At 70.1% G+C, this 14,314-nt stretch carries 13 protein-coding genes; 7 read left to right on the top strand and 6 right to left on the bottom strand.

Annotated elements, in window-relative coordinates:
• The first annotated feature begins 1 nt into the window (after position 1).
• The 5 genes from tal to pgl are packed head-to-tail and all read left to right on the top strand — an operon-like array spanning position 2 to position 6,041.
• On the top strand, positions 2-1,114 hold the full coding sequence (gene tal / locus FKO37_RS36030; RefSeq protein ID WP_037814657.1) for a transaldolase: 1,113 nt from the start codon (positions 2-4) through the stop codon (positions 1,112-1,114).
• A 10-nt stretch (positions 1,115-1,124) separates the two neighbouring features.
• Entirely contained in the window at positions 1,125-2,744 is a 1,620-nt protein-coding gene (locus FKO37_RS36035; RefSeq protein WP_238607428.1) for a glucose-6-phosphate isomerase, read from the top strand.
• Positions 2,741-4,270, top strand: coding sequence for a glucose-6-phosphate dehydrogenase (gene zwf, locus FKO37_RS36040; RefSeq protein ID WP_037814653.1), 1,530 nt, complete (start codon positions 2,741-2,743; stop codon positions 4,268-4,270). The genes FKO37_RS36035 and zwf overlap by 4 nt, the downstream gene beginning before the upstream one ends.
• Positions 4,267-5,271: a glucose-6-phosphate dehydrogenase assembly protein OpcA gene (opcA, locus tag FKO37_RS36045; protein ID WP_238607429.1), complete on the top strand. Its 1,005-nt coding sequence runs from the start codon at positions 4,267-4,269 to the stop codon at positions 5,269-5,271. Before zwf ends, opcA begins: the two co-directional genes overlap by 4 nt.
• On the top strand, positions 5,268-6,041 hold the full coding sequence (gene pgl / locus FKO37_RS36050) for a 6-phosphogluconolactonase (RefSeq protein WP_037814650.1): 774 nt from the start codon (positions 5,268-5,270) through the stop codon (positions 6,039-6,041). The genes opcA and pgl overlap by 4 nt, the downstream gene beginning before the upstream one ends.
• A 312-nt stretch (positions 6,042-6,353) precedes the next feature.
• On the opposite strand, the gene FKO37_RS36055 is transcribed toward pgl, so the two are convergent.
• On the bottom strand, positions 6,354-7,013 hold the full coding sequence (locus FKO37_RS36055; RefSeq protein WP_238608387.1) for a GntR family transcriptional regulator: 660 nt from the start codon (positions 7,011-7,013) through the stop codon (positions 6,354-6,356).
• Between the two features lie 90 nt (positions 7,014-7,103).
• Between FKO37_RS36055 and FKO37_RS36060 the strand changes: the two genes are divergently transcribed.
• Both FKO37_RS36060 and FKO37_RS36065 read left to right on the top strand, forming a co-directional pair.
• On the top strand, positions 7,104-7,643 hold the full coding sequence (locus FKO37_RS36060) for a YbhB/YbcL family Raf kinase inhibitor-like protein (protein ID WP_238607430.1): 540 nt from the start codon (positions 7,104-7,106) through the stop codon (positions 7,641-7,643).
• A gap of 435 nt (positions 7,644-8,078) precedes the next feature.
• Positions 8,079-9,281 carry a sensor histidine kinase gene (locus tag FKO37_RS36065; protein ID WP_199817742.1) on the top strand — a complete coding sequence of 401 codons (1,203 nt, stop codon included), beginning with the start codon at positions 8,079-8,081 and terminating at the stop codon, positions 9,279-9,281.
• Between the two features lie 513 nt (positions 9,282-9,794).
• Here the strand turns inward: FKO37_RS36065 and FKO37_RS36070 are convergent.
• The 5 genes from FKO37_RS36070 to gap all read right to left on the bottom strand — a co-directional run bounded on the left by FKO37_RS36070 (position 9,795) and on the right by gap (position 13,590).
• Entirely contained in the window at positions 9,795-10,139 is a 345-nt protein-coding gene (locus FKO37_RS36070) for an RNA polymerase-binding protein RbpA (RefSeq protein WP_009075886.1), read from the bottom strand.
• A 76-nt stretch (positions 10,140-10,215) separates the two neighbouring features.
• The gene (secG, locus tag FKO37_RS36075) at positions 10,216-10,446 is read right to left on the bottom strand and encodes a preprotein translocase subunit SecG (protein ID WP_033292761.1); all 231 of its coding nucleotides are present in this window, start codon (positions 10,444-10,446) and stop codon (positions 10,216-10,218) included.
• A 136-nt stretch (positions 10,447-10,582) separates the two neighbouring features.
• A complete protein-coding gene (gene tpiA / locus FKO37_RS36080) occupies positions 10,583-11,368 on the bottom strand; it encodes a triose-phosphate isomerase (RefSeq protein WP_037814643.1) in 786 nt (261 codons plus the stop codon).
• A complete protein-coding gene (gene pgk / locus FKO37_RS36085) occupies positions 11,369-12,583 on the bottom strand; it encodes a phosphoglycerate kinase (protein WP_037814642.1) in 1,215 nt (404 codons plus the stop codon).
• 5 nt (positions 12,584-12,588) lie between these two features.
• Positions 12,589-13,590, bottom strand: coding sequence for a type I glyceraldehyde-3-phosphate dehydrogenase (gene gap / locus FKO37_RS36090; RefSeq protein ID WP_037814640.1), 1,002 nt, complete (start codon positions 13,588-13,590; stop codon positions 12,589-12,591).
• Positions 13,591-14,314 lie beyond the last annotated feature (724 nt).

The raw sequence follows: 14,314 nt of genomic DNA on the forward strand, positions 1-14,314 counted from the left end.
CATGAGCACTGATCGGCTCGCACAGCTGTCCGAAGCAGGCGTCTCGATCTGGCTGGACGACCTCTCGCGGGAGCGCCTCAACTCGGGCAACCTCGCCGGGCTCATCCGCGACAAGCACGTCGTCGGCGTGACCACCAACCCGACGATCTTCGCGAACGCGCTGTCGAAGGGCGCCGCCTACGACGAGCAGGTCAACGACCTCGCCGCGCGCGGTGCGGACCTCGACGGCACCGTCCGGGAGCTGACCACCACCGACGTGCGCAACGCCGCGGACCTGTTCCGCGACGTGTACAACGCCACGAACGGCGTCGACGGCCGCGTGTCCATCGAGGTGGACCCGCGCCTGGCGAAGGACACCGACAAGACGGTGGCCGAGGCCAAGGACCTGTGGAAGACCGTCGACCGGCCGAACGTGATGATCAAGATCCCGGCGACCGAAGAGGGCCTGCCCGCGATCACCGCGGTGCTCGCCGAGGGCATCAGCGTCAACGTCACGCTGATCTTCTCCGTCGAGCGCTACGAGGCCGTCATCAAGGCCTTCTTCGCCGGCCTGGAGCAGGCGAAGGCCAACGGCCACGACCTCAAGGGCATCCACTCGGTCGCGTCGTTCTTCGTGTCCCGGGTGGACAGCGAGGTCGACAAGCGGCTGAACGCGATCGGCACTGACGAGGCCAAGGCGCTGCTGGGCGAGGCGGCCATCGCCAACGCGCGGCTCGCGTACGCGGCCTTCGAGAAGCTGTTCGCCACGGACCAGTGGAAGGCGCTCGCCGAGGCGGGCGCGAACGCGCAGCGTCCGCTGTGGGCCTCCACCGGCGTGAAGGACCCGGCCTACTCCGACACCCGGTACGTCGACCAGCTCGTGGTCAAGGACGTCGTGAACACGATGCCCGAGAAGACCATGGACTCGGTCGCCGACCACGCCGAGATCACCGGCGACACGGTTTCCGGAAAGGGCGAGCAGGCGCAGGCGATCTTCGACAAGCTGTCGGCGGCCGGCATCGACGTGCCGGACGTGTTCGTGACGCTGGAGACCGAAGGCGTCGAGAAGTTCGAGAAGTCCTGGCAGGAACTGCTGGACACGGTGACCGGGCAGCTGAACAAAGCGAGGGGCTGAACCAGAGACCATGAGCGGGGACGAAACCGGCGTCGTGATCGTCGACGCCGAACTGGCAGAAAAGGCAGCGCCGCTGGCGCAGCGGCTGGCCGCCGACGGCGCCGCTGCCAAGCTCGCCGCCAAGGACTCCACCCTGTGGGGTCCGGACGCCGAGTCCGAAGCGTCGATCCGATTGTCCTGGACGACGTTGCACAAGTCGTCGCGTCCGTTGATCGGGGAAATCGAAGCGCTGCGCGCGGAACTGCGCAGCGAGGGCGTGGACCGCGTGGTGCTCGCCGGCATGGGCGGTTCGTCGCTCGCGCCGGAGGTCATCACCGCCACCGCCGGCGTCCCGCTCACGGTTCTCGACACGACCGACCCCGGCCAGGTGGCCGACGCGCTCGCGGGCGACCTCGAGCGCACCGTGATCGTGGTGTCGTCGAAGTCCGGCGGCACCGTCGAGACCGACAGCCACCGCCGGATCTTCGCCAAGGCGTTCGCGGACGCGGGGATCGACGCGGGGCGGCGCATCGTCGTCGTCACCGATCCCGGCTCCCCGTTCTCCGAGCTGGCGGAGAAGGAGGGCTACCGCAAGACCTTCCTGGCCGACCCGCACGTCGGCGGCCGCTACTCCGCGCTGACCGCGTTCGGCCTCGTGCCGGCCGGTCTCGCGGGCGCGGACGTCGCGCGGCTGCTCGACCAGGCGGCGTCGGTCGCGGAAACGCTCGCCGAGGACGCGCCCGAGAACCCGGCCGTGCAGCTGGCGGCGGCGTGGGGTGCGGCGCACGAGGCGGGCGCGGAGAAGGTCGTGCTGGCCGACACCGGTTCGGGCATCAAGGGATTCCCGGACTGGGCGGAGCAGCTGATCGCCGAGTCCACCGGCAAGCTCGGCACCGGCCTGCTGCCGGTGGCCGTCGAGGGCCCGGACGCACCCGGGTTCGCCGACCACGGCAAGGACGCGACCGCGGTCGCGATCGGCGCTCCGGAAGGCGCGGCGCAGATCTCGGTGACCGGCCCGCTCGGCGCGCAGTTCCTCTTGTGGGAGTTCGCGACCGCGCTCGTCGGCCGGCTGATCGGGATCAACCCGTTCGACCAGCCGGACGTCGAGGCGGCCAAGAAGGCGGCGCGTGCGCTGCTGGACGACCCGGAGAAGCTGAAGGGCGGCGAAGCACCGGCCACTGTGGACGGTGCGGTCGAAGTCTTTGGCAGCGAAGGAGTTTCGACGGACGGCAAGCTCGCCGACGTCCTGCGCGCGTTCTTCGGTTCGGTGGCCGACGGCGGGTACATCGCCGTGCAGGCCTACCTCGACCGGCTGGACGACGCGTCGACTTCGTTGCTGCGCGGCGAAATCGCCAAACGGACCGGCGTGCAGACCACGTTCGGCTGGGGCCCGCGGTTCCTGCACTCCACCGGGCAGTACCACAAGGGCGGCCACCAGAACGGCAGCTTCCTGCAGATCACCGGAGCCGTCGAGGACGACCTGTCGGTGCCGGACCGCCCGTACACGCTGGGGCAGCTCCAGCACGCGCAGGCGCTCGGCGACGGCCAGGTGCTCGCCGAGCACGGGCGCCCGGTGCTGCGGCTGCACCTGACCGACCGCGCCGCCGGGCTCGCCGAGCTCGTGCGGGCAGTGCAGGAGGCCGCTCAGTGACCACCTGGCGCAACCCGCTGCGGGACCCCCGCGACAAGCGGCTGCCGCGGATCGCCGGGCCGTCGAGCCTGGTGATCTTCGGCGTCACCGGCGACCTGGCGCGCAAGAAGCTCATGCCCGCCATCTACGACCTCGCGCACCGCGGGCTGCTGCCCGCCGGGTTCTCGTTGGTCGGCTTCGCCCGCCGGGACTGGGAACACCAGGACTTCGGCGAGCTGGTGCACGATTCGGTGCGCGAGCACGCGCGGACGCCGTTCAAGGAGTCGGTGTGGAACCGGCTCGCCGAAGGTATCCGGTTCGTCCAGGGCACTTTCGACGACGACGACGCCTTCGACCGGCTCGCGAAGACCGTGCGCGAACTGGACGAGGAACGCGGCACCGGCGGCAACACCGCGTTCTACCTGTCGATCCCGCCGGGCGCGTTCCCCGTGGTGACCAAGCAGCTGGCGCGTTCGGGCCTCGCACAGGCCGACGAGAACACCTGGCGGCGCGTGGTCATCGAGAAGCCGTTCGGGCACGATCTCAAGAGCGCCAAGGAGCTCAACGCGATCGTGAACGACGTCTTCCCCGAGGAGTCGGTGTTCCGCATCGACCACTACCTCGGCAAGGAGACGGTGCAGAACATCCTGGCGCTGCGCTTCGCGAACCAGCTGTTCGAGCCGATCTGGAACGCGAACTTCATCGACCACGTGCAGATCACCATGGCCGAGGACATCGGCCTCGGCGGCCGCGCGGGGTACTACGACGGGATCGGCGCCGCGCGCGACGTCATCCAGAACCACCTGCTGCAGTTGCTCGCCTTCACCGCGATGGACGAGCCGCTGTCGTTCGAGCCGAAGGCGCTGCGGTCGGAGAAGGCCAAGGTGCTGGCGGCGACCAAGCCGATGCTTCCGCTCGACCAGACCACCGCGCGCGGGCAGTACGCGGGCGGCTGGCAGGGCGGCACGAAGGTGCCGGGGCTGCTGCAGGAAGCCGGGTTCGCGAAGGACTCGAAGACCGAGACGTACGCCGCGGTGACGCTGGAGGTGCAGAACCGCCGCTGGGCGGGCGTGCCGTTCTACCTGCGCACCGGCAAGCGGCTCGGCCGCCGCGTCACCGAGATCGCAGTCGTGTTCAAGCGCGCGCCGCACCTGCCGTTCGACTCCACCTCCACCGAGGAGCTGGGGCAGAACGCGCTGGTCATCCGCGTGCAGCCGGACGAGGGCATCACGCTGCGGTTCGGGTCGAAGGTGCCGGGGACCACGATGGAGGTCCGCGACGTCACGATGGACTTCGGCTACGGCCACGCGTTCACCGAATCGTCGCCGGAGGCCTACGAGCGGCTGATCCTGGACGTGCTGCTGGGCGAGCCGTCGCTGTTCCCGGTGAACGAGGAAGTCGAGCTGTCGTGGGAGATCCTCGACCCGGTGCTGTCGCACTGGGCGAAGCTCGGCACCGCGCCGGAGCAGTACCCGCCGGGCAGCTGGGGACCGAAGTCGGCTGACGAAATGCTGGAGCGTACCGGCAGGCACTGGAGGCGTCCGTGATCATCGACCTGCCGTCGACCACGACGTCGGCGCTGAACAAGAAACTGGTGGAGATCCGCGAGCAGGGCGGCCAGGTCGCGCTCGGCCGGGTGCTGACGCTGGTGATCGTCGCGGACGACGACGCCAAACTCGAGGACGCCATCGAGGCCGCGAACGACGCCAGCCGCGAGCACCCGTCGCGGGTGATCGTCGTGGCGAAGGGCGCGCGCACGGCCGCGCCGCGGATAGACGGCCAGATCCGCGTGGGCGGCGACGCCGGCGCGAGCGAGGTCATCGTGCTGCGGCTGTACGGTCCGCTGGCCGCGCAGGGGCAGAGCGCCGTGGTGCCTCTGCTGCTGCCGGACGCGCCGATCGTCACCTGGTGGCCCGGCGCCGGCCCGAAGGCTCCCGCGGAGGACCCGCTCGGTCAGCTGGCACAGCGGCGGATCACCGACTCGGCCGCGGAAAAGAGCCCGATAAGGTCTCTCACCACGCGCGCGAAGTCCTATGTGGAGGGTGACACCGACCTGGCGTGGACCCGGCTGACCCGCTGGCGGGCGCAGCTGGTGTCGGCGCTGGACCTGCCGCCGTACGAGAAGATCACGAGCGCGACGGTGACCGGCGAGGCGGATTCGCCGTCCACCGAACTGCTCGCGGGCTGGCTCGCCGAGTACCTCAAGGCCCCGGTGCACCGGGTCAAGAGCTCGAGCGCGCAGGGCATCATCTCGGTGAAGCTGGAGCGGAAGTCGGGCGCGGTGGAGCTGACGCGGCCGGACGGGCGGGTCGGCACGCTGACCCAGCCGGGCCAGCCGACGCGGCGGATCGCGTTGCAGCGGCGCAGCAACCCGGAGTGCCTCGTCGAGGAACTCCGGCGGCTCGACCCGGACGAGATCTACGAGGCGGCGCTGCACGGGCTGCACAAGATCGCCGCTTCCAACGGGTCGAAGCCCGCTGCCGCTAAGCCCGCTGCCGCCGCGAAGCCGAAGACGGCCCGCAAGACGGCGGAAAAGAGCAGCTCATGAGCCGGACCGAGGTCGTCGTCTACGAAAACCCGGACCTGCTCGCCGCGGCCGCCGCGGCGCGCCTGGTGACCCGGATCGTCGACGTGCAGGCGGCCCGCGGCGCCGCGTCGGTGGTGCTCACCGGCGGCGGCACCGGCATCGCCGTGCTGCGCGAACTGCGGGAGTCGAGCGCGCGGGACGCGATCGACTGGTCGCGGCTGGACATCTACTGGGGCGACGAACGGTTCGTCCCGGCGGATTCGGACGAGCGCAACGAAAAGGGCGCCCGCGAAGCCCTGCTCGACCACGTGCCGCTGGCTCCGGAACGGGTGCACGCGATGGCCCCGTCGGACGGCGAATTCGGCGACGACGTCGACGCCGCCGCCGAGGCCTACGCGAAGGTCCTCTCCGACGCGGCGGGCCCCGGCGCGGACGTGCCGGAGTTCGACATCATGCTGCTGGGCCTCGGCGGCGAGGGCCACACGGCGTCGCTGTTCCCGGAAACCGCCGAGGTGCGCGAAACACAGCGCTCGGTAGTGCCGGTCCGCGACTGCCCGAAACCCCCGCCGACGCGCGTATCGCTGACGCTGCCCGCCATCCGCCGCGCCCGCGAGGTGTGGCTGATGACGGCAGGAACCGCCAAGGCGGACGCGGTCGCGCAGGCACTGGCCGGTGCGCCGGAAACGCAGATCCCCGTCTCGGGCGCCCGGGGTTACCGGCGGACGCTGTGGCTCCTCGACCGCGAGGCGGCCGGGAAGCTGACGAAGGTGTATCAGCCGCCAGCCGAGTAAGACGGTTTGCCGGGAAGGGCTCCTCGCGCGTGTGGCGCGGGGAGCCTTTTTCGTTGCGGGACAAGGCGGTTGCTGAATGGCTCGCCAGCGACTTCCCGCGCATTGCCGCTGAGTTCTTCTCCGCCGCGCAGCACCGAATTCGCTACTCCCCCGCCGCGCAGCATCGCCGCCGAATGGTTCGCCAGCAACTCCCGCACATTCCTGCCGCGCCTGAATCCGTTGCGCGGCAACGAATCCGCCGCCTTCCCTCCGATTGGCATCGCCTGCCAGCAACTCCCGCCGGACCCTCTCCCTCGCGCCGTAAGGAATCCGCTACTCCCCCGCCGCCTCCGCCCCCGTCAGCAGCGCAGCCGTCGCCCCGAGGTGGTCCGTCAGCAATCCCGCCGCCTCCTCCGGGTCCCGGCTCAGCGCGGCCCGTTCCAAGGCCTCGTGCTGGGCGAGCACGTCCTCCACCGGCAGCCGGTACGCCGGGTGCACCGTCCAGCGCCGGGCCAGTTCGCTCGCCATCCACATCCGGTCGAAATTCTCCAGCAGCACCGCGTTCCCGCAGCCGTCGAGCAGCGTGCGGTGGAACAAGCGGTGCGCCTCCGCCCAAGCGGCGGAGTAGTAGCTGCCTTCGTCCGGCACATACATCGGCGTCCGGGCGAGCCGATGCCCCGCCGCGCGCACCCGCGTCTCCCACTCCAGGTCTCCGCGCGCGACCGACATCCGCAGCATCGCGGGCTCGACCGTCTGGCGCGCCTCGACGATCTCCTGCCACCGCCGATCCGCCAGCGAGGGCACCGCGAACCCGCGGTTCGTCAGCCGTTCCGCCAAGCCCTCCCCGACCAGCCGCACCAGCGCTTCCCGCACCACGGCCAGGCTGACCTCGTACCGCGCCGCAAGTTCCTGCGGTTTCAGCGCCTGCCCCGGCTCGACCTCGCCGCGCATGATCGCGTCGCGGACCTGGTCGTAGATCTGCTCGGACAGCATCTGCTTCATGCTCTCAGGATAGACGATCCCTCAAATCATCGATTATTAGTGTTATAGTCGATGACGTACCGCTTCTCTTGAGAGGAACCCATGTCCGCCAACTCCCCGTTCGCGCGCCTTCCCGAGGTGCCGAGCTTCACCGTCACCAGCACGACCGTCGCCGACGGCGCGGCCTGGTCCGCCGAGCAGTTCTCCGGGATCTTCGGCGTGCCCGGCGGCAAGGACACGTCGCCGCAGCTGTCCTGGTCCAGCGCTCCGGAAGGCACGAAGAGCTACGCCGTCACGGTGTACGACGCCGACGCGCCGACCGGCTCCGGCTTCTGGCACTGGGCCGTCGCCGACATCCCCGCCACCGTCACCGACCTGCCGGAAGGCGCGGGCGACGACACCGGCTCCGGACTCCCCGAGGACGCTTTCCAGCTGCGCGGCGACGCGGGCGCCGCCCGTTTCATCGGCGCGGCCCCGCCCGCAGGCCACGGCGAGCACCGCTACTTCGTCGTCGTGCACGCCCTGGATGTCGCGTCGATCGGCGTCCCGGCCGACGCGACGCCCGCCGTCCTCGGGTTCACCATGTTCGGCCACGTGCTCGGCCGCGCGGTTCTCGTCGCGACTGCGGAGACGCCCGCTTAAGCCTCAGCCCGTCCGCTTACCCGGCCGCCGCGTCCGTGCTCGCCACGACGCGGCGGCCTTCGACTGCGCAGCGACACTTCCCACCCACCCGCACGGGTGATCTCTCCCCTGTACGCGTGGCGCGGACCCGGCGTCGACCTGGGCGGCAAACGGAGTAACTGACACTGCGCCAAAAAGCGGCTCACCAGTATGTGGGAACCGCCGTATGGTGAACATAAGGTGATGTGATCGACACAAGGTGATGTCGACCGCGCTATGTTCATCCTGTTGGAGCAGTTGTGGAGATTACAACACCACAAGAACCACTCTGGGTGAAACTTACTGGCAACACACACGTTCCCGTTAGCATCCGCACATTTGTTCACCGCCGCGCGTCCCGATCGGGTGGCCGGAGCATCTCATCACTAAGTCCACAAGACGAATGGGGTCGCCGCGATGAGCACTGAGGGACTCTCGATTCCTGGCATCTCGATGAGCAGCTCCGCCGCGGGAGCCGCCCGGCGGGACAGGCGAGTCAGCCTGACCGGGGCGTTCGCCGTGTTCCGGAAGCCCCTCGTCGCGACGATCGCCGTCGAAGCGGTGGTCGTGCTGCTGGCGGTGCTCGACGTCTGGCTCGTCGTGCCGCCGAAAGCACAGCCCTATTCGCTCTACCTGTCGGCCGCCGCGTGCCTCGCGGTCGTGGTGCGGCGGCGGTTCCCGTTCCTCGCGGTGCTCGCCGCGGTACCGGGGTTCTTCGCCGGATGGGCGCAGCTCGCGTCGATGCTCAACCTCGGCATGCTCGCGACGCGGCGCCAGCTGCACTGGCAGACCTGGGTCGGCGCGGGACTGGTGTTCACCTGCCGGTTCGTGCGGTGGCCGCTGTCGGAGTTCGCGGAACTGAGCTGGCGCGAACACGTCCTCGACGGGATCTACGGCGTGCTGGTGGCCGGAATGCCGATCGCGATCGGCCTGCTGATCGGGGCGCGTGCGGAGATCTCGGCGAAACTGCGCGAGCTGGCCAAGAGCCGCGACCGCGAACGCCGCTTCCACGCCGACGCGGTGCGCGCCGAGGAACGCGCCCGGCTGGCCCGCGAGATGCACGACGTGGTTTCGCACCAGATCACGCTGATCGCCATGCAGGCCGGCGCGCTGCAGGCGCAGGCGAAGGACGGCCCGGCGCTGGAGACGGCGCAGGTCATCCGCCAGCTGTCGACGCGAACCCTCGAGGAACTGCGCTCGCTGGTGAGCGTGCTGCGCTCCGGTTCCGGGGACGACGGCCCGCGGCCCGGCATCGGCGAACTGGACCACCTGATCCGCGAGTGCGACGTCCCGGTGCAGCTGACCGTCGAACAGCTCCCGGACACCCTGCCGAGCCAGGTCTCGGCGGCGGCGTACCGGACGGTGCAGGAATGCCTGACGAACGTCCACAAGCACGCCCCGGGCGCGACGGCCACCATCCGCATCCACGCGGCGAGCGGCGCGCTGGACATCGAGGTGGAGAACGCCCGCGCCTGCCGTGCGGGCGAGGCCTTCCCGTCGGGCGGCCACGGGCTCACCGGACTCGCCGAACGCGCCCGCCTGCTGGGCGGAAGCTTCGAAACGTCCGGGACGGAGGACGGCGGATTCCGGGTGCGGGCGCGGTATCCGCTGGACCGCTGAACCTGACGGGGATTGGTCTGGACCGGTCAAGAGCCTTGGCCGCGCCGGGTCTTGCTGGTGCCAGAGCGGGAATCGGGCCTTTCCGGAGGTCTAGACCTGCTCCTGGGCGGTCTGGACCACTTGGGCGGCATCCAGTTCCGGCGGTCCGAACGGGAGCGTCTCCGCCGGGCTGAGCCGCCCGGGCGACAGCCACTCCCCCGGCGCAAACCGAGGGTCTTCGGGCCCGCAAAGGTCCTGAAGGTCCGGACCACGCAGGCGACGCCCCGCGCTCCGGACCGCACCACAGGTCCCCACCCGTCTTCTCGCCCGGCTGGACCGCCCGGACGACAGCCAATCCCCACCGAACCGAACCGCCGGACCCGGCCGCGGTCCAGACCGCCGAGGCATCCCCACCGCACGGGAACGCCCGGGGGTGGTCTGGACCTGCCTCGGTCCAGACCACCCCGGGAACTAAAAAACCACCGGCCCTCGCCCTTGCGGACGGGAAGCCGGTGGTCCCGGAGAAACCGTGCCTCAGATCAATTCGCGGCGTTGGCGGAGGCGCTCGAGCGCTTCGGCGAGGATGGCCTCGCCGTCGGCGTCGCTGCGGCGTTCCTTCACGTAAGCCAGATGTGTCTTGTACGGCTCGGTACGAGGCGCGGCGGGCGGATTCTGCTCGTCCTGACCGCCCGGGAGCCCGCAGCGCGGGCAGTCCCATTCGTCGGGGATTTCCGCGTCCATCGCGAACGACGGGCGAGCTTCGTGCCCGTTCGCGCACCAATACGACACCCGGCGCCGTGGCGCCGATTCACCCCGCTCCGATTCGCCCGAAGGACCGGCACCCACGCGGGTGCCGCGAATCGCGTTACCGCCAACCATGAATCCTCACCCGTTGGAATCGGCGGCGCGCCCCCCAATAGGCACGCCGATCGCAAGTCCCCTTCCGGGGACCCGGTCATACCTTGAGCAGGAGGCCGAGACCCACGATGCTGATCAGCCAGATGGCCCCGAGCAGCAGCGTGATCCGGTCGAGGTTCTTCTCGGCGACGCTGGACCCCGCGAGGCTCGACTGCATCCCGCCGCCGAACAGGGACGACAGGCCGCCGCCCCGGCCGCGGTGCAGCAGCACGGCCACCACCAGCAGGACGCTGGAGGCGATCAACAGGATTTGCAGGAACAGCTTCATGTCATCCTCTGTGCTTGTCGGAGCATGCAGGGGTACGGCCGAACCCGCACAGCGTGCGGATCTTCACCGTACCCCTGGACTCGTCCACTGCTCTAGTGACGGACCGAACACACAGGCTACCCGGTAGTGCCCACGATCAGGGCAGCGGGCCACCGGCGGCGAGCGCGCAGAGCTTGGTGAACTCCTCGCCGTCGAGGCTCGCGCCGCCGACCAGCGCCCCGTCGATGTTGTCCGCGGCCACCAGCTCGGAGACGTTCCCGGACTTCACCGAGCCGCCGTAGAGCACGCGGACCGCGGTGGCGACCTCGTCGCCGTACTTCTCCGAGAGCGTCCCGCGCAGGGATTTGCAGACCTCTTCGGCGTCGGCTGCGGTCGCGACCTTGCCGGTGCCGATGGCCCACACCGGCTCGTACGCGATCACCACGGCCTGCACCTGCTCGGCCTTGAGCCCCTTGAGGCCCTCGATCAGCTGGTTGCGGGTGTGCTCGAGGTGCTCGCCCGCCTCGCGGATCTCGAGCTCCTCGCCCACGCACAGGATCGGCGTGATGCCGTGCTTGAGCGCGGCCTTGACCTTCTTGTTGACCAGCTCGTCGGTCTCGCCGTGGATCGCGCGCCGCTCCGAGTGCCCGACGGTGACGAAGCTGCAGCCCAGCTTCGCCAGCATCGGGCCGGAGATGTCGCCGGTGAACGCGCCCGAGTCCTGCGGCGACAGGTCCTGCGCGCCGTAGGTGAGGGAGAGCTTGTCGGCGTCGACGAGCGTCTGCACGCTGCGGATGTCGGTGAACGGCGGCAGCACGGCCACGTCCACCTTCGCGTAGTACTTCTCCGGCAGCGCGAAGGCGATCTTCTGCACCAGGGCGATGGCCTCGAGGTGGTTGAGGTTCATCTTCCAGTTGCCTGCCACCAGGGGCTTGCGTGCCACTTAGTTCTTCCCCTCCAGCGCCGCCACGCCGGGCAGCTCCTTGCCTTCCAGGTACTCCAGCGAGGCGCCGCCGCCGGTGGAGATGTGCGAGAAGCCGTCCTCGGGCAGGCCCAGCTGCCGCACCGCGGCGGCCGAATCGCCGCCGCCGACCACGGTGAACGCGTCGCTCTTGACGAGCGCCTCGGCCACCGCGCGGGTGCCGCCGGCGAACGCCTCGAATTCGAAGACGCCCATCGGGCCGTTCCAGAAGACGGTCGCCGCGTCGGCGAGCTTCCGCGCGAACAGCTCGGCGCTGCGCGGGCCGATGTCGAGGCCCATGCGGTCGGCCGGGATGGCGGTGACGTCGACGGCCTCGTGCGCCGCGTCGGCGGCGAACCCGTCGGCCGCGAGCACGTCGACCGGCAGCACCAGTTCGACGCCGCGCTTCTCGGCCTCGGCGAGGAAGCCCTTGACCTGGTCGAGCTGGTCCTCCTGCAGCAGCGACGTGCCGACCTCGCAGCCCTTGGCCTTGAGGAACGTGTACGCCATGCCGCCGCCGATGAGCAGCCGGTCGACCTTGGTGAGCAGGTTCGCGATGACGCCGAGCTTGTCGGACACCTTCGAGCCGCCGAGCGCGACCACGTACGGCCGCTTGACGTCGTCGGTGAGCTTCTTCAGCACGTCCAGCTCGGCCAGCACGAGGCCGCCCGCGTACGCCGGGAGCACCGCGGCGATCTCGTAGACCGAGGCCTGCTTGCGGTGCACGACGCCGAAGCCGTCGGAGACGAACGCTCCGCCCGGGGTCAGCGCGGCCAGCTCGGCCGCCAGCTCGGACCGGTCGACGGCGTCCTTGCTGGTCTCGCGCGCGTCGAAACGCACGTTCTCCAGCAGGACGACGCTGCCGTCGGCCAGACCGGCGGTCAGCGCCTTCGCCGACTCGCCGACGAGGTCGCCGGCCAGCGGGACCTCGGCGCCGAGCAGCTCGCTGAGCCGCTTCGCGACCGGGGCGAGCGTGAACTTCGGATCCGGCTCGCCCTTGGGGCGGCCGAGGTGCGCGGTGACGACGACCTTCGCGCCCGCGTCGGCGAGCTTCTTGATCGTCGGCAGCGCGGCGCGGACCCGGCCGTCGTCGGTGATGGCCGACCCGTCGAGCGGGACGTTCAGGTCGCTGCGCACCAGCACGTAGCGGCCCTGAACGCCCTCGCCCAGCAGGTCGTCGAGGTTCTTGACGCTCATCAGGTTCAGAGCTTCGAGCCGACGAGCTTGATCAGGTCGGCGAGGCGGTTGGAGTAGCCCCACTCGTTGTCGTACCAGCCGACGACCTTGACCTGGTCGCCGATCACCTTGGTGAGCGGCGAGTCGTAGATGCAGGACGCCGGGTCGGTGACGATGTCCGAGGACACGATCGGGTCGACCGAGTACTTCAGGATGCCGGCCAGCGGGCCTTCGGCGGCGGCCTTGTAGGCGGCGTTGATCTCCTCGACCGTGGCGGACTTCTTGAGGGTGACGGTGAGGTCGGTGGCCGAGCCGGTCGGGACCGGGACGCGCAGCGCGTAGCCGTCCAGCTTGCCGAGCAGCTCCGGCAGCACGAGGCCGATCGCCTTGGCCGCGCCGGTGGAGGCCGGGACGACGTTCAGGGCGGCGGCGCGGGCGCGGCGCAGGTCCTTGTGCGGGCCGTCCTGCAGGTTCTGGTCCTGCGTGTAGGCGTGGATCGTGGTCATCAGGCCCTGCTCGATGCCGAAGGCGTCGTTGAGGACCTTGGCCAGCGGGCCGAGGCAGTTGGTGGTGCAGGACGCGTTCGAGATGATCGTCTGCGAGCCGTCGTACTTGTCGTCGTTGACGCCGAGGACGACGGTCAGGTCCTCGCCCTTGGCGGGCGCGGAGATGATGACCTTCTTCGCGCCGCCGGCGATGTGCGCCTTGGCGGCGTCGGCGTTGGTGAAGAAGCCGGTCGACTCGACGACGACGTCCACGCCCAGGTCGCCCCAGGGCAGGTTGGCCGGGTCGCGCTCGGCGAGGGCCTTGATGGTCTTGCCGTCGACGACGATGCCCTCGTCGGAGACGCTGACCTCGCCCGGGAAGCGGCCGAGGATCGAGTCGTACTTGAGCAGGTGGGCCATGGTGGCGACGTCGCCGAGGTCGTTGAACGCGACGACCTCGATGTCGTGACCGCTCGCCTTCACGGCACGGAAGAAGTTGCGGCCGATCCGGCCGAAGCCGTTGACACCTACGCGAACGGTCACTGCTGCCACTCCTCTGGTGTTGATCACGGCGGCGGCGCGCCGGCCGCCGACCGCTGAAGTTGGTCACTGCGGAAGTTCCCCGGGGCGCCCGCCCCGGACGACTTCTGCGACTTCCGGAATCGGTGCAACCCTAGCGTGCGGGCCCCGTTGCCCCGGACTGCCCTGACGAGACTTCCACCACTGCCGGGAGACGTCAAGAATCGATTAAGAACCCAGCTCAGCCGGGTGAGGACCGAAAACGGGGCGGACGCTCCCGCGGTGTCAGGGGGAGGGAGCGGACCAGTGGCTTGATCGGTCTTGGTGCCCCGGTTCACGCTGTCGGGCGGGTGGCCGGGACGGTCCCCGACGGACTGCGGCCTTCCGGACTCCCCGTGGCCGCCGGTCCGTGGCGCCCGGCGCGGACCGCCCCCGGTTGCCTCCGGCCCGGGCGGTGTCGACTATCGCCGAACGCGGTACAGCCGGTTCCCGGACCTCATAAGCTTCCTTGATCAACACGCACTTCCGCGATGCGCCGGAAGGCGGCCAGGGGAGGAATCGCGCAATGCAGCCAAGCGGGTATCCGCCGTATCAGAACCCTCAAGGGCAAGCCGGCCGTCCGGGTTATCCGGAGCCTTCCGGGCATCCCGGGTATCCCGGTCAGGGGCAGGGCGGGTATCCGGGACAACCGCCGACGCGGCCGCACTTCCCCCAGGGACCTCCCGGGCCAGGAGCGGAACAGTGGAAT

Origin of the sequence: Amycolatopsis sp. Poz14 (assembly GCF_006704225.1) — a bacterium.
Taxonomy (GTDB): domain Bacteria; phylum Actinomycetota; class Actinomycetes; order Mycobacteriales; family Pseudonocardiaceae; genus Amycolatopsis; species Amycolatopsis nivea.